The 20,367-nt window shown below is 52.0% G+C and carries 19 protein-coding genes and 1 pseudogene; 12 read left to right on the top strand and 8 right to left on the bottom strand.

Features of this window, described 5'->3' with window-relative positions; translation table 11 throughout:
• Positions 1-6 precede the first annotated feature (6 nt).
• Together J9253_RS15910 and J9253_RS15905 are read left to right on the top strand one after the other, a co-directional pair.
• Positions 7-180 (top strand): annotated as a pseudogene (locus J9253_RS15910) (IS607 family transposase); the annotation flags it as partial.
• Positions 177-1,400 (top strand): RNA-guided endonuclease InsQ/TnpB family protein, encoded by a 1,224-nt coding sequence (locus J9253_RS15905; RefSeq protein ID WP_210221886.1) that lies wholly within the window; start codon positions 177-179, stop codon positions 1,398-1,400. The pseudogene J9253_RS15910 and the gene J9253_RS15905, both read left to right, overlap by 4 nt.
• Before the next feature lie 54 nt (positions 1,401-1,454).
• Here the strand turns inward: J9253_RS15905 and J9253_RS15900 are convergent, their stop codons facing one another.
• A complete protein-coding gene (locus tag J9253_RS15900) occupies positions 1,455-2,795 on the bottom strand; it encodes an NAD(P)/FAD-dependent oxidoreductase (protein ID WP_210221885.1) in 1,341 nt (446 codons plus the stop codon).
• 207 nt (positions 2,796-3,002) lie between these two features.
• Between J9253_RS15900 and J9253_RS15895 the strand changes: the two genes are divergently transcribed.
• Entirely contained in the window at positions 3,003-3,254 is a 252-nt protein-coding gene (locus tag J9253_RS15895; protein WP_210221884.1) for a hypothetical protein, read from the top strand.
• 22 nt (positions 3,255-3,276) lie between these two features.
• On the opposite strand, the gene J9253_RS15890 is transcribed toward J9253_RS15895, so the two are convergent.
• Positions 3,277-5,481 (bottom strand): TAXI family TRAP transporter solute-binding subunit, encoded by a 2,205-nt coding sequence (locus tag J9253_RS15890; protein ID WP_210221883.1) that lies wholly within the window; start codon positions 5,479-5,481, stop codon positions 3,277-3,279.
• Between the two features lie 160 nt (positions 5,482-5,641).
• Between J9253_RS15890 and J9253_RS15885 the strand changes: the two genes are divergently transcribed.
• Positions 5,642-6,394, top strand: coding sequence for a P-type ATPase (locus J9253_RS15885; protein WP_210221882.1), 753 nt, complete (start codon positions 5,642-5,644; stop codon positions 6,392-6,394).
• A gap of 5 nt (positions 6,395-6,399) precedes the next feature.
• Here the strand turns inward: J9253_RS15885 and J9253_RS15880 are convergent, their stop codons facing one another.
• The 6 genes from J9253_RS15880 to J9253_RS15855 form a co-directional block, all read right to left on the bottom strand.
• Positions 6,400-7,110, bottom strand: coding sequence for a 4'-phosphopantetheinyl transferase family protein (locus J9253_RS15880; protein ID WP_210221881.1), 711 nt, complete (start codon positions 7,108-7,110; stop codon positions 6,400-6,402).
• Between the two features lie 103 nt (positions 7,111-7,213).
• Positions 7,214-8,212, bottom strand: a complete 999-nt coding sequence (locus J9253_RS15875; protein WP_210221880.1) for an arginase — start codon at positions 8,210-8,212, stop codon at positions 7,214-7,216.
• The gene (locus J9253_RS15870; RefSeq protein ID WP_210221879.1) at positions 8,190-8,636 is read right to left on the bottom strand and encodes a type II 3-dehydroquinate dehydratase; all 447 of its coding nucleotides are present in this window, start codon (positions 8,634-8,636) and stop codon (positions 8,190-8,192) included. The genes J9253_RS15875 and J9253_RS15870 overlap by 23 nt, the downstream gene beginning before the upstream one ends.
• Complete coding sequence (locus J9253_RS15865) at positions 8,633-9,547, bottom strand: 2-hydroxyacid dehydrogenase (protein ID WP_210221878.1); 915 nt, start codon at positions 9,545-9,547, stop codon at positions 8,633-8,635. The genes J9253_RS15870 and J9253_RS15865 overlap by 4 nt, the downstream gene beginning before the upstream one ends.
• Positions 9,544-10,170: a class I SAM-dependent DNA methyltransferase gene (locus tag J9253_RS15860; RefSeq protein WP_210221877.1), complete on the bottom strand. Its 627-nt coding sequence runs from the start codon at positions 10,168-10,170 to the stop codon at positions 9,544-9,546. The genes J9253_RS15865 and J9253_RS15860 overlap by 4 nt, the downstream gene beginning before the upstream one ends.
• A gap of 44 nt (positions 10,171-10,214) precedes the next feature.
• Entirely contained in the window at positions 10,215-11,324 is a 1,110-nt protein-coding gene (locus J9253_RS15855) for a mandelate racemase/muconate lactonizing enzyme family protein (protein WP_210221876.1), read from the bottom strand.
• Between the two features lie 169 nt (positions 11,325-11,493).
• Between J9253_RS15855 and J9253_RS15850 the strand changes: the two genes are divergently transcribed.
• From J9253_RS15850 to J9253_RS15815, 8 genes are all read left to right on the top strand, one after another.
• Positions 11,494-12,495, top strand: coding sequence for a beta/alpha barrel domain-containing protein (locus J9253_RS15850; protein WP_210221875.1), 1,002 nt, complete (start codon positions 11,494-11,496; stop codon positions 12,493-12,495).
• Positions 12,496-12,576: 81 nt separating this feature from the next.
• Entirely contained in the window at positions 12,577-13,818 is a 1,242-nt protein-coding gene (locus J9253_RS15845; RefSeq protein WP_323128848.1) for a pyridoxal phosphate-dependent aminotransferase, read from the top strand.
• Complete coding sequence (locus tag J9253_RS15840) at positions 13,815-14,822, top strand: TauD/TfdA family dioxygenase (protein ID WP_210221873.1); 1,008 nt, start codon at positions 13,815-13,817, stop codon at positions 14,820-14,822. The genes J9253_RS15845 and J9253_RS15840 overlap by 4 nt, the downstream gene beginning before the upstream one ends.
• 13 nt (positions 14,823-14,835) lie before the next feature.
• Positions 14,836-15,942: a mandelate racemase/muconate lactonizing enzyme family protein gene (locus J9253_RS15835; RefSeq protein WP_210221872.1), complete on the top strand. Its 1,107-nt coding sequence runs from the start codon at positions 14,836-14,838 to the stop codon at positions 15,940-15,942.
• Between the two features lie 238 nt (positions 15,943-16,180).
• Positions 16,181-18,127 carry a heavy metal translocating P-type ATPase gene (locus tag J9253_RS15830; RefSeq protein ID WP_210221871.1) on the top strand — a complete coding sequence of 649 codons (1,947 nt, stop codon included), beginning with the start codon at positions 16,181-16,183 and terminating at the stop codon, positions 18,125-18,127.
• Between the two features lie 11 nt (positions 18,128-18,138).
• The gene (locus tag J9253_RS15825) at positions 18,139-18,903 is read left to right on the top strand and encodes an aspartate racemase/maleate isomerase family protein (RefSeq protein ID WP_210221870.1); all 765 of its coding nucleotides are present in this window, start codon (positions 18,139-18,141) and stop codon (positions 18,901-18,903) included.
• 32 nt (positions 18,904-18,935) lie between these two features.
• A complete protein-coding gene (locus tag J9253_RS15820; protein WP_210221869.1) occupies positions 18,936-19,616 on the top strand; it encodes a peroxiredoxin-like family protein in 681 nt (226 codons plus the stop codon).
• Positions 19,617-19,743: 127 nt separating this feature from the next.
• Complete coding sequence (locus J9253_RS15815) at positions 19,744-20,364, top strand: hypothetical protein (protein ID WP_210221868.1); 621 nt, start codon at positions 19,744-19,746, stop codon at positions 20,362-20,364.
• The last annotated feature ends 3 nt before the right edge of the window (positions 20,365-20,367 follow it).

Here is a 20,367-nt window from a genome sequence, read left to right as displayed (position 1 = left end):
AGAATGGTTGAGGTGATCATCGTCAATAAGGGAGAAGGCACCACGTTTGAAGAAGACTTGGCAAGTGACGTGCTGGAAATCATCACGGTATTTTCTGCCCGTTTATACGGCTCGCGTTCCCGCAAAAACAAAAAACTGCTGGACGGTGTAAAGCAAGCCGTGGAAGATTCCCGCACATGATCATCAGCCACAAAATTCGCCTTGACCCCAACAACAAACAAGCCACTTACTTTGCTAAAGCCGCAGGCACTGCACGGTTTACCTACAACTGGGCGTTAGCGGAATGGCAAACCCAATACGCCGCATGGAAAGACGATAACGACCTCCCCAAACCCTCGCAGTTTTCACTCCGCAAACAACTCAATGCCATCAAACGCGAGCAATTCCCGTGGATGCTGGAAGTCACCAAAAACGCCCCACAAATGGCGATCATCCAACTGGGCGTAGCCTTCAAGAACTTCTTTGCAGGTCACGCCAAGTACCCGCAATTCAAAAAGAAAGGCAAAAGCCATGACAGCTTCACCCTGACCAACGACCAATTTTCCGTTGACACTTCCCGCATCCGCATCCCCCACCTTGGGTCAGTGCGGATGCGGGAAACGTTACGCTTTTCCGGCAAAATCCTCTCTGCCACGGTTTCCCGCACCGCTGACCAGTGGTTCGCCAGCATCACGGTGGATACCGATTCCAGTCACGTGCCACCCGCCGAAAACCAAGGCGTAGTGGGCGTGGATTTGGGCGTATCCGCACTGGCAACACTGTCAACGGGGGAAGTGGTGACGGGTGCGAAGCCGTATAAAGCCTTGCTTTCCCGCCTGCAACGGCTCTCGCGCAGCCTATCCCGCAAGGTCAACGGCAGTACCAACCGCGCTAAAGCCAAGCGCAAACTGGCAAAACTCCATGCGCGTATTGCCAATATCCGCAAGAACGCTTTGCACCAACTCACGACGGATTTGACCCGCCGTTTCCATACCCTTGGCATCGAAGACCTGAACGTGTTTGGCATGGTGAAAAATCGCCATCTATCTCGGGCAATCAGTGATATGGGCTTTTTTGAGTTTCGCCGCCAGTTGGAATACAAAGCCGATAGGCGCGGTGGTGTCGTGGTAGTTGCAGGCAGGTTCTTTGCCAGCAGCAAGACCTGTTGCGCCTGCGGTGAAAAGCTGGAAAAGCTGCCCCTGTCAGTCCGGCAGTGGGATTGTCCGACCTGTGGCGTAAGCCACGATCGGGATGTGAACGCGGCTATTAACTTAGCCAACTACGCCGTGAGTTACACGGTGTCTGCCTGTGGAGGGGGGGGCTCTGGTCTTGGGCGTAAGCCAAAGGCGAAACCAGCCCCAGTGAAGCAGGAATTTGACTGCAAATTTGACGATGTTCAGGTTTGTATAAGTTCAAAGTAACGGTTCTGCCTAAGTAAAACCGGACGCCTCGTTAAGCGTATTAGCGCCGGAGCTTTAGTGCAGCTTGATGCGCGGGGTGGTTCTGCGGCGGATAAACCCTGATACCGTATCCAGTGCTACTTTCCAGAAGCCATGCAGCCCGAACTGGTGTTTTTTGTAAAGCATATTGTACATGAAGCGGGCAATGTAACCTTCCACAAACAAGGTGCCTTTGGCAAGGCTGCCCATCAAGCCGCCTGCTGCCCAGTTTTCGCCCAGTGATACCAGTGAACCGAAATCCTGATACTGGAAATCTCGCAGTGGTTTGCCATCTAGCCGATGGTGCAATTGTTGGGTGAGGTGCATCGCCTGTTGGTGAGCAGCTTGCGCACGCGGTGGAATCAGTGTGCCCGCATCCTTGCCCAGCCAAGGGGCGGCGGCGCAATCCCCAAACGCGAAGATATTGTCATCCAGCGTGGTTTGCAGGGTGGGTTTGACCAGCAACTGGTTGATGCCATTGATCTCAAGGTTGTCCATGTTTTGCAGGCACACAAACGAGCGGATACCGGCTGCCCACACCACCAGTTCAGCGGGGATGAATTCGCCGGACGCCAGTTGCACACCACCCGCTTGCACGCCAGAAACGCGGGCATCGGTGCGTACCTTCACTTCCAGCTTGTTGAGGACGCGCATGGCTTCCCCGGCAATGCGTTCCGGTAAGGCAGGCAGGATGCGCGGTGCGGCTTCGATCAGGTTGAGGGTTACGTCGCGGTCGGCATCAATGCGTTCCAGCCCGTAAGTCACCAAAGCACGCACACTTTTATGCAGCTCGGCCGCCAGCTCGACCCCGGTTGCACCTGCGCCGATAATGGCAACCTGCAATTGCCCGGCTTGCAAATCGTCGGCTTGCGCATTGGCGCGGATAAAGGCATTGACCAGCTTGCGGTGAAAACGCTCGGCCTGTTCCGCCGTATCCAGTTGGATCGCGTGTTCTGCCACGCCGGGAATATTGAAGTCGTGGGTACGGCTGCCAATCGCCACCACCAGAGTATCGTAAGGAATGATGCGGTCGGGGGTAACGGTTTGACCGTCTTCATCGGCATGGGAGTCAATGAATACCAGCCGTTGAGTGCGGTCAACCTTGCTCATGGCACCAATGCGGTAGCGGAAATGGTGCCAGTGCGCTTGGGCAAGGTAGTCGATTTCGTGCAGGGTGTAATCCATGCTGCCGGAAGCGATTTCGTGCAGCATCGGTTTCCAGATGTGGGTACGGTTTTTGTCGATCAGGGTAATGTGGGCGCGGCGTTGTTTACCAAGGCTATCGCCGAGTAGTGTGGCGAGTTCCAAGCCACCCGCGCCACCGCCTACGATCACGATGCGGTGCAGCCCCTCACCATTGGGGGTATGAATATGCATGATGCTATCTCTTTTTGGGTATATCGCGGCGCAGCATAGCCTAAGTGTTGGCGGTTGGCAAAAGGCAGCAATTCAGAGTACTCTAAAAAATCTCCATTCCGGTTACACCCGTGGCGATACAGAAAAGTGCTACTTAACAATTCTTAACAATTTATCTGTGTTTCAGCCTGTATAATAACAGTGCTTTGCACATTAAGGAGTAATGAGATGTTTCCATTAAATTTCGTTGTGGGCGCTGCGGTTGGCGCAGTCACCACTTATGTTTATAAAGATGACAATGCCAAGCAATGGTTGAATGAAACCAGTGAGAAGCTGAAAAACGGCGTCAGCTCGTTTATGGCTTCTTTCCAGAAGAAGGCTGAAGACAAGGCCGAAGATGCCGCTGAAGCTGTAGTGACAGTGGTCGAGGAAAAGGTTGGAAAAGCTGAAGAAGTTCAGGAAGCTGCCGCCAAGGCATAAGGTCTTTAACACTGGGGGGTGATCAGGCCGATTGCCCCGCTAGTGCTTCCTCATCCTTCTTCAGACCTTCCTTTAGTGCTTTGCGGAAATCGTCCTGCTGCTGTTTGCTATCAAAATCCTCGAGCTTGCCACCTGCATCAAAATGCCGGATGAAGACCTTTCCGGTGGCGAAAATGATAGCACCAGACAAGGCGGCCAGGCTTGCTCCGCCGCCCAGTGTACCGATACCCGGAATGGATTTGCTCAGACTGCTTAGTCCCATCATGGCGGTGGTTGGCAGGGAGCTGCTTATCATGGATAGCAGGATGAACTTGCCGTGTTTCCGGTCGAAATCCACACCGTAATGCTCGCTGAGGCTGTGTATCAGGTTAAGCTGGGTGCTGGTTAAGGCTGCAACATCCAGTATGGGTATAGGAACCGCACTAAGTGCCATACCCGCTGCAATATGCTTTCCGACAAGGTGATTGGCTTGTTTATGTCTGGCAGCAATGGCAGCAATGCTGGCTAATCGTGCTTCTTCCTGCGCCCGCACCGCAGCGGCTGCCTCGGCTTTGGCTATTTTTTCTGCCTCTTCTTGCTTGGTGGCAGATGGTCGCAACGTAGAGAGGTCGAAATGGCGTGGCAGGTGTATTTTTGCCGCTATGTTTTTGATAGCGCTAGTGGCAGTTTTGTCTTTAGTATCGGCGTAATGGGGTGTACTAGCGTCTGCCGGTTGTGCCTGATTTCTGGATAATTTAAGGGTAGAAAGGCTGAAGCTGTGTGGTATATGAAGCTTGGATGCCATGCTCTTGATGGATTCGGGGGCAACCACATCCACATCCACATCCACCTCTACCGCTTCGTTTGCCACGGATGTGGGCATAGCTATGTCGTCAGGTGGTTCGTTTGCAGGAAAAGTCTCAACGGCTTTGTTGTCTGTATCACCCAGCAAGCTGGTTTCCCTTTCCTGCAAGCGCCTGAGGATATGGTCGGTATGTACCCGCATGGCGTAAAACTCCGACATGTAGGACAGTGGTACAGAAACTTCCCGCGCCAACTCGCCGTGTAGTTGCTTCATGTTACCGATGGCTTGTTGTGTTTTGTGCAAATCGTAGTTGCCTAGTTCGCGGTCAACCTGATTGAGATCCTTGTACCAGCGGTAAGTGCGTGAGCGGATGCGTCTTTGATACAGTGGCACCACACCCTTGGCCAGCGGTAGCAGCAGCGTCAGCAGGGGAATCAGCATGATCTTGAGCTGATCCAAGCGGGCAGCAACTGAAAATGGCAGGTATGTTTCTAGAAAGGACGGGCCATTTTGCAAATATTGCTCAGCATCGGGGTGAATGGGAATTTCCAGGTGCTGCTTGGACGGGAACTGCCAGGGTTTTTCCAACAGCCCCGCTTTACTGTGAATGCGCAGGGCTTCTCGGGTCAGCAGGCGGATATGATCTGCGTGCATATTTTTGCTCACCACTAAAGCCGCCGTGGCAGCCAGTAAGGTCATGTCATTATGGGGGACATTGGTTTGCAGGTTGAGTGAACCTTCGCCCAGATGCAGGGCATCCAGAAACGGGTAACGGCGGGTGTAAGCATCAGCATGACGCTTGAAATTCATGATTTGGATATCGACGTGATTCGTCAGTTGGGTAACCGTGTCGGATTCGGGTGCGGATACAAAAAAGGCCGCGTCGATGACACCCGCTTCCAGTTTGCTGATGGCGTTTTTGCCGCTGACGCTGAACAGTGTGGTATTGTCGCTCTTGACACCGCTGTCATACAACAGACGCGATGCCAAAGCATGAGTGCCACTGCCTTCCTCACCAATGGCCAAACGCTTGCCTTGCAGTTCGTGCAGGTAACTGGTGCTTTGATTGCCCGTGTCTTTGCGCATAAATACCCACAAGGGTTCGTAGAACAGGCTGGCGATGGAGTGCAGACCTTCTTCTGCTGGCACATTTTTGCCAATCCCGCCCTGAATAAATGCCAAATCGACCTTGCCTTCACGCAGCAGTTTCAGGGATTCAACCGAACCGGCGGTGGTTTGAAGCTCTAGGTTGATACCTTCCGATTTGAGCGATTGTTGGTATGCCTGCGCATAATGGTAGTAAGTGCTGCCTTCACTGCCTGCGGCGATGCGCAGGTTGTTGGAAGCCGCTGGTGGAACAAATTGCCAAGCAATGTAAAAACCAGCGCCCAGAATCGCAAGCAACGGTAGCCATATTTTGCAGGATTTGCATTTCAGTTTCATTTTTGACACTTTGGGGCTATGGACTGGGCTGCCTCGTAATGTAGCATTTAATAGGCACAAAGAATGTTAAGAAATGTTGCGGATACTTTCTTGTTGTGTAGGCAGGTGAAATAATGATTCATTGATAATCTAGGTGTAATGGGTAACAAGAGGTGTTGGCATGATTCAGTTAGGTATGTTGTTAATCGTCAGCGGGGCGGCAAGTGCGCTCTGGCGGCAGTACAGAAAAAGCCATGAGCTGGAACATGTTCCCAGCCTGCCAGCGCCTGATACCGTGCACCACAACAGTTTGCCATCGGCGGGTGCGGTCAAGGTATTCGATGATGTGGGGGAGCTGAATCATTACCAAAAAGTTGCTTGGTATACATTAGCCTTGTCGGCAGCCGGTTCCTTGTTTTACCCCCCCGTGCGGCTGCTGAGTTTGCCGCTGCTAGGTTACAATACCTACCATTTCGTGCGTACCATTCGCCAGTCTGACAAGACCGATCAGAAATCCCCTGCTACTTTGTTCGAGGGTATCGGTGTGGTAGGTTCGCTGGCGACGGGCAGTACGGTGACGGCTTCGGTGCTGTTGCTGTTTTCATTCGGCACCCGCAAGCTGCTGCTACATGCGGGAAATATCACCAATAATGTCGGTTTTTCCAAGCCATTCAATCCCCGTTATGCGCGGGTCTGGGTGCTGCGTGACGGCGCGGAAATCGAAACAGCCGTGGCGGATTTGCAGGAAGACGATATTGTGGTGCTACATGCTGGTGACACCGTGGCGCTGGAAGGTAAGGTGCTGGAGGGTAATGGCAGTGTACGTCAGTTCAGCCTGCGTAAGCAGATGAAGCTGATTCCTAAACAGGAAGGCGATAAGGTCTATCCGTTCACCCAACTGGAATCCGGTAGTTTGCACATCAAACCGCTCTGAGTCAGTCACGATCCAGTGAATATAGAAAAAGTCAACTCATGGGTATTAACGAGCTTTGTGTTCTGTGCACCGATCGATAAATAGTGCTGCCCAATGATTTCGGTATCAAATTGCCAGCTTCTACTGTTATCAGGCACGGTCGTTTCATCCGTATATAACTGCCATGTCAGATTTTCATCTTGTACAAAAGTGAATTGCTGTAGGGGAAGGGAGAGCCCTATGCCTCGAGCTTTGATATAGGCTTCTTTCAGTGTCCAGTAGGTGAAAAAGCGGCGTGCCCTTTGTTCTGTATTGCTGATTGACAGCACATCATAGGCTTCCAACGGAGACAGGGTATAGCGGCAAAGTGCATCCAGATCGCTTAATGGTTTGCATCGTTCCACATCTACGCCAACAGGCAAGCCATGACTGACGGCGCAGGCGATTAAACCCTGTGTATGCGACAGATTGAACTGTAGCCATTGATAACCGGAATTGATAATAAATGGCTTGCCATACGCATTGGTGTCGAACTGCCAGTCGGCGGGGGAGACGGGGGCATACTGACTCAGTGTCTGCCGTAGAAAAATATGTGCTGCAACATACAGCTCCCGGTCTTTGGGAAATTTGAAGGTAGTGGCGCGGGCGAGTTCCACCTGATCCAGCAACGTCTTTTCTGCCTGATCGACCTGCTCAGGACGGGCAGTGTGAATATGCACGGCTGATGTATCATCCATGTGTAGCCAAACCCAATGCCTGTTTTAACCAATGGGATAGGGGGACGGGTTTGCTCATTATTAATACCAAGGTTTCCAATGACGGGTTTGAAAGGTATGCAGCTTAGCGTTGCAACGTGCTATCAGGAAGATGAGTACGGTTTTCGATCGTCTTTTCCAGAATGTTCCAGGCAGCTTCTCCCATGGCATTGCCCTTGTCGTCCAGCACCGGGTTGACTTCGGCAATTTCCAGACAGCAGACCTTGGGGTTGGTCATGATCGCTTGCATGAGTGTCAGTGCTTCATCCATATACAGACCATCGGGTTCGGGAGTACCTGTGCCGCGCGAAACCACATCACAGTCCAGACTATCAACATCAAACGAAACGTACAGTCGGTCGCAATGCTGTAATTGTTCATGGATGAGTTTGGCATAAAAGTCTGCGCCTTGCTCACGAATCATGGCTACGGAATACAGCTTTATGCCCTGATCATTAATCAGGATCGAATGTTCCGGTTTGAAAAAGCGCACGCCGATCAATACCAGATCTTCCGGCAGCACCTTGGGAAGAGTGCCACCCAATGCTTTTAAGTGGTTCCACTGACGTTGGTCAGCCAGCGGCAATACGTTGGGTTTTTCGCCCAGCAGGATTCGGGCTTGTTCATCCATGCCCAGTGCTGCTCCCAATGGCATCCCGTGCATGTTGCCGGAGTGGGTGGTGTAAGGGGAATGCATATCGCTGTGCGCATCGATCCAGATGATGCCCAGCCGCTCTTCCGGGTAAGCCTGTTTGATACCCGCGATGCTGCCGATGGCGGATGAATGGTCGGCGGAGAGCACCAGTGGGAAATCCCCGGCTTCCAGCGTATCAGTTACGGTATTACAGACGGTCTGGCAGTTTTCCAGAATGTAACGCAGCCGTTTGACATGCGGGCAACCCGGATTGTGGTGTTTGTCGGCGAGCAGCTTGTTGCGCTCCGGTAGGCGGATAATCGCATGACGGGCGAAAAAATCACTGCCCGCCTGATACGCTGCCATACGGATGGCATCTGGCCCCATGCTGGCTCCCAGTTGTGCTGCGCCCAGTTCCGAGCAAACTTCAATGATCCTGAGATTTTTCATGTTTGAGGTGCCTTAACAGGGCTTCCAGCGCGACAAAATAGGAGTTGATGCCAAAGCCGTGTACCACGCCGACAGCGGCGGATGACAAGGCTGACTTAATTTCTCGCTGGTCGATATTGGTGAGATGGATTTCCACATAAGGCGGCGCGACGTAATTCAGGCAATCCCGCAGCGAGTAAGCGTTGTAAGTGAAACCCGCAGGGTTAGCGAGAATGCCATCTACACCTGACGCAACACTATCGTACACTTTGTTGACGGCTTCGCCTTCGATATTGGTGTAGAAAATGTCCAGCGCGTAACCCCAGTCGCTGGCGTGCTGCGTTAGCATGGCGTCGAGTTGTTCGGCAGTGGTGCTATCGTAGGTATTGCCCTCACGTTTGCCGAGTGAGTTCAGGTTTGCACCCTGTATCAGTAACAGTTTCATAGGGTTTGATCCTGCATGTAATCCGCCAATGTCTGGGTGAAAATGGCAATGCGGCGGTTGAAAGCATCCTGCGTGTACCAGGCACGACGCGGACTCAGAACGGTGTTGGGCAGTTGCAGAAAGCGTTCGTCTTCGTGGTGGATGTCCATGCCTGCATACGACAACTTGCCGCTTTCCAGCGCCTCTTTCAGGTCAGCCATATTAATCAGTTCATCCGGTGAGATATTGATGAGGATAGCGCCCGGTTTGACCTTCGCCAGCGTCTCTGCGTTGATCAGGTGGCGGGAGTCGGCATTCAGTGACAGGGTTAAGAAAATAATGTCGCTATTCGCCAGCAGGCTATCCATGTCCACTTGGGTGGCGAGATCGCTGTTTTTCGGGCTGCGGTTGCAGAATACAGTGTTGATACCAAAGCCTTGCAGCATTCGGGCAACTTGTGAACCGATTGCGCCCATGCCGATGATACCGGCTTGCCTGCCGCACAATTCAATGCCCTGATGCTCGAAAATCTGGAAGTCACCCGTGCGGATTTCACGGTTGAAATCGGCAATACGCTTGGCAGAAGCCAGCATCAACGCCATTGCGTGTTCGGCAACCGATGCACCGGTAAAGCCCGGCGTGTTGCGGATTTTGATGCCGTGCTGTTGGCAATACGCTTTATCAATGTAATCGGTGCCGGTGGTGATGGTGATGATCAGCTCCAGCTTGGGCAGTTTGGCGAGATTAGCGGCGTGCAAATCCATCAGGGTAGTGATCAGGATTTGTGTGTCTGGGTGGGTTTCCAGCGATTCCACCAGTGAAAAGCGACTGGTATGGTTTTGTGCCCAGACCATTTCGATGCCGGGGATGCGGTCAAAGCAGTCTTCAGGGTAAGGTTCGCGGTTATTCAGAAACAGGCATTGTTTGGTCATGCTGCGCCCTCTTGCGCCGCCGGAACGTTGAATACCCAGTAATGCCCATCGGCTTCAGTGCCGAGGTAAGGCTTGTTCATGCGGTAGTCGACCAGTTCCAGTGCACCTGTTTCCACCAAGCTTTGGTAATACCCAGCGAAATCGTAAGTGTCGTAATACGTGGTTTTGGTGCTCATGATGATGGTGCCGCCTGGTTTGGTCACTTGCACCAGATGACTGAGTGATTTTGGCTCAACGAAGTCCAGCGCAAACACACCGCAGCAAACGGTCAGATCGTATTGTCCATGCAGGAAAAAGGGCAGCGGCTGGTTCAGGTTGATCCATGCCATCAGGGTCTGGTAAGCACCAGAATGATGTGCTTCGACAATCATGCCCTGTGACAGGTCAGTACCGTCAATGTGGCTGAAGCCCTTTTTTTGCAGCATCTGCCCTACCAGCCCTGAGCCACAGGCCACGTCAAGGATCTTGAAGTCTGGCAGTGAAGGCGAGACCGGCACTTTATTCGCGTCTGCCAGTTCCATGAGGTATTCAACCATGTATTCGGGGCCGTCGTAGTTTCTGGCGGCGACATCTTTGTTGTAGTCGGGGGCCCAATTATCATAGCGTTCCTGGTGACTGGTCATGGTAGTGTTTCGATCCATAAGTTGAGGGTGAAAACAGAAATAGGTTAGCTGTAGACGGCAACGGGTTCGCCCAATATGTCCAGAATGGGGTCAACGCCCAGTCCGGGCGTGTCTGGGGGTATGCCGACGCCAGTATCAAAAATATAGCCGCCCATGGCTGGCACGATTTTGTGCAGACGGGTGTTGTCCGACGTTGCCAGCCGGTAACGGGGGGGGGTGGCCACAGCCAAATGCACGGCTGCGGTGCTGGCAATAACGCTGCCGCCCGTTTCCTCAATGTTCATGCGCAGCCCCGTATTGACACAGAAATCCCGCATCCGGCGTGCTTTAGTTACACCGCCAACCCGCCCCAGCTTGATGTTGATGGCTTGGGCGATATTCTCCCGTTGAGCTTGCAGCAAATCGGCAAAGCTGTGAATACACTCATCCAGAATCAGCGGGTTGCGGGTCAATTGACGCACGGCGCGGCATTCATCCAGCGTTTCGCAGGGTTGCTCGAAATATAGGGTGGGATCATTGATCGCATTGATGATTTGTATGGCCTGATCTGGCAACCAGCTCCGGTTGGCGTCAAGGGTGATTTTTTCGTGGGCTTGCAGGTCGGCACGGATAGCTTCGATCCGGGCAATGTCCACGGCTACGTCACCGCCAATTTTGGGGGAAAAGAGGTGGTAACCCAATTTGCGCAGGTTACGCAGATCAGCAACCATTTCATCCGGCGTACCGTTGGCAAATACCCCCAGAATGTCGACGCTATGGCTGAAGCGCCCGCCCAGCAAAGCATACAGGGGTAGCTGGGTATGCTTGCCGAGAATGTCCCAACAGGCCATATCCAAGGCTGATTTGACGTACCAATGCCCAGCCAGAAGAATATCCATCGTGTGGTTGAATTGTTCCAGATGCAGCGGATTTTCACCTAGCAGATGGGGGGCTAGTTCGGCAATGCCAGCATGAATGCCTGCCGAAAATGCCGGTAGGTAAGCGTTACCAAACGGGCAACCTTCGCCCCACCCGATCAGTCCGTTATCGGTCTCGATAGCGACGATCACACTGTCCATTTTTTCTACATACACGCGCCCGCCTGACACCCGATAGGGTTTGTTGAGGGGAAGTTCGAGTGCGTAAACCGTGATTTTGCTGATCCTGAGAGGCATATATCTTCCTTGGGTAAAGCTTCGTCTCAACGAACCCATACTGTTACGCAACTTGCTCCTGAACTCAACGGTAAAAATGTTAAGAAATGTTGCGTTTTATTGCGTTTGCAACAAAGCCTGACTACGCTTCACGGGAATTTAAACCGTTTCACGGAGCAGGCTGCAAAATATGCATGGCATCAGTTTCCACAATATACTGGATGTAACGTTACGGGATGGCGGTTATCTCAACCAGTGGCAGTTTTCCCGTGAGGAGATCGATGCGCTGTTGGGTTTCCTTGGCAGGCAGGGCGTGACGCAGGTGGAAATCGGTTTTCTGCGCCCACCAGCCGCAACGACCTCACTGGTCAACGGCTGCCCTGTCGAATTTTTGGCGGAGAGTGTGCGTCAGCATCCTGATCTGCAATTCGTCGGCATGTTGAACCCGGCAGAGGACGGCTGGCAGGCGGCAGTTGCGGGTAAGTTGCTCTATTTGTCGCTGGTGCGTCTGACCTGTACGGCGGAGGTGATTGACCAAGCATTACGGATTGCTGACTATCTGCATGAACAGTCATCAACCATCAAGGTTAGTCTGAACCTGATTTGCATTTCTTCCTACCGGCATGATGAAGTGGCTGACCTTCTGCAAAAGATTTCCCCGTCAAACAGTATTGACCGGGTTTACTTTGCTGATTCACGGGGAGCCTTGTCGCCGCACGAAATCGAACCGCTGATTGCCGTGGCGAAACAGCATTGCCATCAGCCGCTAGGGTTCCATGCGCATGATACGCTGGGTAACGCGATTGAGAACTCCAACTGTGCATTTGCTTGTGGTTGTGACCTGATTGATGTTTCGCTGAATGGTTTTGGTCTAGCCGGTGGTAATACCTCGCTGGGGGGGTATCTGGCTGCTAATGCGTTGGCGAAAGCGTCGATTGAAACAGAAACGCGGGCGTTTTGTGAACAATACCTGTCGTTACGTCAGGTTGATGGGGATGACCGCCACTTGTATGGCGTACTGGCACAGAAAAATGTTGACCCCATCTGGAGTCGTGCGCTGCTGGCACAGTATCCGCATAAGCTGGGTGATCTGATTGATTTATTGCCCCGCCAACCTTACAAAACCCTCTCGCAGGTACTGGATAGCTTGGCTGCTCTGCACAGCGTAAACGGTGTCTCTGTTAAATGTTAAGAAATGTCACGTTTGCTTGTGCTGTGCATTAGTTGCACCTAATCTTTTTTCAGGTACCTATTACGAGGAAGGGTTAAGGTAATGTTTGATCACTATCGTTCGTACCCGTCGCTTGCGATGGACGAAATCATGAATGTTTTCGATAGCACGGATCATCGTCGCTTGGAACCGGTCAATTTCGGTAAGGGGGTATCCTCTTTCAATCCCTTTGAGCATGTTGACATACATCTAGATAGGAAAATGCTTGGTAGGCATGTCAGTTACGGGGATATTAATGGTATGGCCAGTTTGCGTCACGCTGTTTGCCGTCATTACCGGGAACAGTTCGGCTACGACTTATCACCGGAGCGGGTTTGCATTACTGATGGTGCCTCCGGGGCACTGACCATTGCGTTAGCCATGTTGTTGGAAACCGGCGGGGAAATCATTTTGCCCGAATCACACTATCCTGCTTACAGGGTCATGGCGAAGATTTTTTCAGCCCGGTGTCGCTTTGTACCCGTCAGGGATGATTATTGCATCGACGTGGAGCAACTGCCGCGTTTCATTTCCAGTAAAACGCAGGCGATTCTGATCAATTCGCCCAGTAATCCACACGGTGCTGTGTTGTCAGCGGCGGAATTGGAAGTGATCGCTAGCTTGGGTGTTCCGGTGATTTTTGACGAGGTGTACCAAGATCTGCCATTAGGGGATACCCCCATTCCCAGTGCCATCCATGTCGCTGACCAGCACATGATCATCAACAGTCTGTCCAAATCGCTGGCGATTGCCGGTTTTCGCATAGGCTATCTGATCGTTCCTGAAGCACAGGTAGCGTTGATGACCAACGTCAAGGCCGTGTTGAACATGTGTACCAGTTTACCCAGTCAGTTGCTGGCACTGGAACTGTTGCAACACCGAGATGAGCTAGTGGGGAAACACCGCGCGTTGCTGCGTCACAACTGGGCGATGTTCAAGCAGACTGCCAGTCATCTCGGTCTGAATTTGCGTTCGCAGCCACAGGCCGGTTTTTTCGCACTGGTTGATGTGGCTGATGGCGGGCGTGATGCCATGCAAATGGCGCTGGAATTGGCGCAGTACCATGCCATCGGTTCGGTACCCGGTATTGACTTTCAGCAGCGGGATAACGCTTTCCTCCGCCTCAACTTTGCCTGCCCCACCCCGCAGATTGAAGCCGGTCTGAAACGTCTGGCCAATTATCTGGAACAAACCGAATGCCTATCTCGGTCGAAACTGGTGTCACTGAACAGAAGACGGGATACGGTAAAACCCTTTAGCAAGGCATCCCGACCCATGAAACATTTTTTAGGAGCAGTAACATGACCTATAACCGAGCGCAGCGCTTTATCTACCCATTTGGTAACGGCGATCTCGCCCTTGATATGGATGCTTACACACTGGATTGCAGTCAGTACGCCAGTCAACATGCGCTGGAAATTGCCATTCATGACCAGTGGCACGAGAAAGGCTTGGTCGTGCTGGTCAATACCGGTATGCAACACCTGAGCGAACTGGAGCGCTGGAGTGCCATTATCTATCAGGACTTCAATGCTTATGAAGGTGGTGCCGCCCCTCGTAGCAAGTGGAGCGATGCCGTTTATTCCATTGATGATACCCCGCCACACATCGACATGGGCTACCACAACGAAGGCTGCTACCTGTCGGTTTCACCCCGCTGTTTGGTGCTGGGTTCCATGGATTGCCCCAAAACGGGAGGCTGGACACTAGCATCCGATAACGAAGTTACCACCGATGAACTGCTGAAAACGGACATTGGTCAGAAGTTACAGAAACACGGTGTGCGCTATGTCCGTAACATGACCGACAAGCATGGTGACAATACCATTGTGCACAAGCACTGGCAGGATACGTTCCTGACCGAATCGCGGGAAGATGTGGAGCGCTATGTGCTGGCCGAAGGCTGGGATCATCAATGGATGCCGGATGGCATCTTGCGTACCAGTTACTGGGCTGATGCCTTTGAGTACAACGAAAAACTGGGCAAGAACCTGTTCTTTGCCAATCTGGCGAATCACGGATTGTTCTTCGATCAGTGGCATCCTTTCAACACGCTGCTTGATGAGGAACGTCCGCATACCATGTTAGTGGGTGATGGCACTCCCTTCACCGAAGAAGACATCGCCACCATCTATGCCATCAACAACAAGGCATCGCTGGGGCTGCGCTGGCAAGACGCCGATGTTGCCCTGATTGATAACGAGCGCTGGAGTCATGCCCGCCCAGCCTACGCTATCCAGCCCGGTGAAGCACGGGTGATGGGTGTGACTACGGGCATGTTGAAAAAGCGTGTCGGTAGCCGCTTTTAAGGAGGAAAGTGCGATGAAGATAAAGAAAGTTTCCCTGTACCGGAAAGAAATGCCGATGATTTGCGGCAAGTTCACGTGTTCACTGGAACCGGGTGTGGACAATGCCGAAGTGATCATTACCCGTATTGCAACAGACTGTGGTCTGGTGGGTTATGGTGAATCTGGTGCTGTCGGCTCTTACCCCATGTATGCGCCGGGTATTCTGGCCAGCAGTGCCGAACTGATCGAACGCCATTTGATGGATAAAGATCCCTGCCAGCTTGGTGTTATCCAGCAAACCATGAACATGATTCCAGGGCAGGGAGCTATCAAGACCGGCTTTGACATGGCCTGCTGGGACATTCTCGGCAAGTCACTGGGGCAACCCCTGCACGCACTGCTGGGTGGTAAGTTGCAGGAAAAAGCGCCGTTGTACCGCTCCATTACCCACGCACCACCAGCAGACATGGTGCAAACCCTGAACGACTGGCGTCTGGAAGGCTATCGTCAATTCCAGTTCCGGGTAGGTCATGGCGACATGCAACTGGATTTGGCGCGTATCCAGAGCCTGTTGGCAGAAAAGCGTGATAACGAAATGTTTACCGTCGATGTGGCCGGTAACTGGCGAGTGGATCATGCCTTGCATATTCTCAATCGGGTGCGAGATTTGGACTTCACCATCGAGCAGCCCTGCTGGACAGTGGATGATTGTCGCTCGGTGCGTGAGCGGGTCAATCTCCCGATCAAGCTGGATAACAGCCTCAACAGTGTGAATGATGTGCTGCGTGCTTATGCAACTAACGCCTGTGACAGCATCGTTTTGCATATTAATAAGTTTGGTGGCATTTCTCCGGCGCGGGTGGTGCGGGATATTGTCGGCGCAACAACGTTGGGCATTACCTATTCAACCCAGTGGGGTACGGAAATCACCACGGCCGCCCTGACGCATTTAGCCTTGACGACTTCGCCCAACAACCTGATTACCACCATTGATGCTCATAATTATTCCCCCGCCACGGTAGCAACGAATAACCCGATTGTGGTTGACAATGGCGAGATGTGGATGGCGAATGACGATCCTGGGTTGGGTGTCGCCGTGGATGATGAGGCGTTGGGTGAGCTGGTCAAGGTTATTCAATAAGCATTAAATAAAAAAGGACAGTTTTATGCCGAAAAAATCAATGAGAGCACTGGGAATACGCTCAGTGGATCACTCAAAGAAGCTCGATGAGATGGGCTTGTTGTTTCCTGCCGGTGAAGGCAAAGAGTAAGCCATGCCTATTTTGACAGTTTTGTTGCTCGGAGGCGCGGGCGGCGTCTTATTGGATCGTCTTAAAGTTAGGATAAACCGGCGGACAGCCAAGCAGAAGGTATTGCCTGTGCTGCCGCTTCAAAGTGCCACACTTGCCCCGCCGGTAGCCATTGAAGCTGTTCATGCCAAGGGTAAAAAAAGCATGATGTCGGCTATTGAGGCTGAAGCCGCTCATCAGCAAAGGGTTGCGCTGGGTGCGCTGGGGCTGTTGGGGTTGGGAGCTATCACTTCGCCACTGATCGGATTGGCGGGTTTGCCGTTGCTAGGTTACAACTACATTTACTTGATGCGTAAAATGCGGGCAGCGTATCAGAAGAAGAGTAAGCTGGCAGTGGTGCTATTTGACACCCTGTCAGTGAGCTTTACCCTGTTTCTGGGATATTTCTTTATCACTAGCGTGTTGTTCACGGTGTTGTTTACCACCAGTCGGTTGGTGGCCAAAACCGAGCGTGAAGCACAGACCGATTTTAGCCGTATCTTTGGTGAATTGTCCGAAACCGTCTGGCTACTGAAAGACGGTGTGGAAATCGAAGTATCCTTGAGCAGTTTGCAGGCGCAAGACATGATTGTCGTCAATGCTGGTGACATGATTCCCGTTGATGGCTATGTAGCGGCAGGTGAGGGGATGGTGGATCAACATTTGCTGACCGGGGAAGCGCAGCCCATCGAAAAAAAGCCGGGCGACCCGGTACTCACCTCTACTTTGCTGGTGTCTGGTCGTTTGCAAGTGATTGTTGAAAAGCAGGGTGCGGAAACCCTTACCGGGCAAATTGCCAAAACGCTGGAACACGCTGCAACCTTCAAACACAAGGTGCAGTCACGCGGTGATGCCATCGTTGAGAAGGGCGCGTTGCGTACCATGCTGGCATCTGCGGTTGCCCTGCCACTGATCGGCGTTAGCCACGCGATTGCCCTCAGTTATAGTGGTTTCGGTTACCAAATGCGTACCTCTGCACCCTTGACTGTCTTGAATTACCTGCGTATCGCCTCGCGCAACGGCATTTTTGTCAAGGATGGCCGTGCTTTTGATGTGCTACACCATGTGGATACGGTGGTCTTCGACAAGACTGGCACCTTGACCGAGGAAGTTCCTCATATTGAGCGCGTCATTGCCTGTAACGGTTTTAGCGAAGCACAGGTGTTGCAATACGCGGCGAGCGCAGAACAACGTCAAAAACACCCGATTGCGCAAGCGATTTGCCGCCATGCACAGCAACAGGGCATTGAATTGCTGGAGATGGTCAATACCGATTACGCGATTGGTCATGGCCTGCGGGTGGAATTACGTGATGCTGAACAGACACAGCACAGCATTATGATCGGCAGCGAACGTTTTATCCGCAATGCCGGTACCGTCATCCCCGAAGCACTGGAAGCCTTGCAGGCGGAAGCGGGTGATAAAGGCTATTCGATTGTTTACGTAGCTTCTGCGAATTCAGTGCTGCTGGGTGCACTCGAATTACGGCCTACCCTGCGTCCACAAGCCCACGATGCCATCAAGGCGCTCCATGCACTCGGCATCAAGCTGTATATCATTTCTGGTGATCAGGAAAAGCCAACCCGGCATCTGGCTGACACGCTGGGTATTGACGATTACTTTGCCGAAACCCTGCCTGCCGACAAAGCCAAGCACGTCGAGAGGTTGCAAAACGAAGGCCGCAAGGTTTGTTTTATTGGTGATGGCATCAACGACTCGGTTGCCCTGCAAAAAGCGGATGTATCCGTATCGCTGCATGGTGCGGCAACCATTGCGCAGGATACCGCCGATGTGGTGCTGATGACACCTGACCTGCTGCACCTGCCTTACCTGATCAAGATGTCTGCTGAACTGCAAAAACGCATGAATAACAGCGAACTAATGAATACCGCTTCAGGTATCGCTTGCGTATCGGGCATTTTGGTGTTCGGTATGGGTATCGGTGGTGCGATTGCGCTGTATGCCGGGGGGTTGCTGGTCAATATTTCCGGTGCGATGTTGCCACTATTGGAACATCCCGACAAACGTAAACAATAGGATTAGATGTAATGAGTTGTGCAGTACCAACGATTGGCTTTATTACCCCACCTGCTTGGTTTGAGCCAGCGGTAGCTGAATTTCCGACAGTGATTGAAGAGACGGTGAGGGTACAGCAGGCACCATTATTACTGCCAGATTTTGATTTTCAACTAAAAAGCATTGCAGCGCCATCAATACAGGAACATCTGAATCTCAATGCCCGCAGCCTTAAAGCGATGAGCTGTGAGCTAATTGCGCAGGTTGGTACGCCATTCGCATGGGCAGGTACGCAGTCGGAAGCCGAAGCTAGAGCACGTTGTGACGCGATGCAACAGGCGGCTGGCATACCTTGTATCATGACCGCGTTGGCAATTGTGGATGGTTTACGGGCGTTTGGTGTTAGCACTATTGCGATTAACTGTCCGTATTATGAGCCGGACTGGCGTGACCAGTTCAGCGCTTTTATGGGGCAGTGCGGCTTTAAGGTGTTAATGGCTGCCAACCTGCACGATTTGGGGCTGACTGAACCTGGCAAGTCATTGAAAGATTACTACACCCTCTCGCAGGATTTGACTAACCGCTCTTTTCTGGCGTTGGCCAAAGCCGCCCCGGATGCTGAGGTGATTGTGATCCCCGGTACAGCAGTGCGCACCCTACCGATTCTCGCCACACTGGAAGCAGAAATGGGTAAACCCATTGTGGCGGCTGATACGATTCTTTACTGGGCGATTGCGCGTCATCTAGGCTTGACTCTCAAGTCTGTCATGGGCACATGCGCCCGGCTGGATAACTGATTTTTCCTTTCATGTAATTTTGGATAGAGACGATGACTTTGCTAAGCACCGAGCTGGAACAGTTCAAGACAAACCAGCGTAAAAACATTTCCGCCAAAGTGCTCGGTCAACTGGAGGAGGCGATTGAGGGCTTGAAGCACTCGAACCATTTCAGCCGCCGTCTGCGTACCGGTGATACGGCTCCCGATTTTGCCCTGACAAACTGCCACGGTCAGACGTTTACGCTGGCAAACGTGCTGCGGGAAGCGCCAGTTGTCCTGAGTTTTTTCCGGGGTGGTTGGTGTGGTTACGATACGCTGGAATTGCAGCACCTTCAGCGTATACGGGCGCAAATCAACGAATGCGGTGCACGTTTGCTTTGCATTGCGCCTGCCAAACCCGAAAATCTGTCGGCAGTGCAGCGTGAATACGGCTTGGATTTTGACTTGCTGTTCGATGAAGCAAACCGTGTGGGAGAATTATTTGGGATTGCGTATCCGATTCCGCAAATTGTCCGCACTATTTACGAAGCATTCGATCTGGAGTTGCCTGAAGAAAATGGCGATGACTCTTACCGCTTACCCTTGCCGGTTACTTATGTAATTAATCAGGAAGGAACTGTTGTGCTGGATTATTTTAATCATGATTATACGCAGCGTTTGGAGCCTAGTGATATTTTAGAGATGTTGATGGGAATGCAAGTCAGGTGTGTCGCACGGATTACTGCCCGATAGGGTAAGTAGCCTCATTGTGTTGAGCAGCCTGTATGAAACAGGATTTATATTAATTTGCCAGCAAACACATTAAACTGGGCTTATCATCATTAGAGGGGGGTAAGCCGTTGTGAGGTATGCCAAAGTCTTGTTAGTAGCAGGCATTTTACTGGTGGGAGAGGGTTTACCTGTTCAGGTATCGGCACAAGATATGGGCATTCGTTCCGGTAAGTTTATTAATGTTGATCAATCAGTTGGTCTTATCAAAAATATCGTTTTGTTGGTTGAGGATAAAGTATCGGGTGGTTGTTGGACAAATGTAGATCAGGTCAAAGAGCAAGTCAGGCGTTCATTGGAAGAAAGTGGGTTACAAGTCTATGATGAGCCACTTTTAATCTTGTCGCCCCTTTCCAGTAATCTCGTCATTACCGTGGACGGATCAAGATCCAGCGATGGCATCTGTTTTGGCAATATCCAGATGGCAAGCTACCGCAGTGTGCTGACCCTGTTTGAAGGTGCCCAAATACAGTATCAGGGGGTCAACTTTTCTCAGAATACGGCGGCTTATCACCGTAAAAGCCTGAATGCTCCTTTCCTTAAATCGGTGGATGCGCATACGGCGGCGTTTACCGCGAGCATTATGACCAACCGTAAAGTGCCCGGCGTGGCTGCCACTTTAGCGAAGTGGGCTGATAAAGAAGAACATCTGATACCCGTGCGGGTTCTCGCTAACATTTTCAACAGTACCCAGCGTGATTCGCCGGAATAAGCT

The organism is Thiothrix litoralis, assembly GCF_017901135.1.
Taxonomy (GTDB): domain Bacteria; phylum Pseudomonadota; class Gammaproteobacteria; order Thiotrichales; family Thiotrichaceae; genus Thiothrix; species Thiothrix litoralis.
Note: the sequence above shows the minus strand (reverse complement) of the source record. Positions and strands in the feature narration are given on the sequence as shown.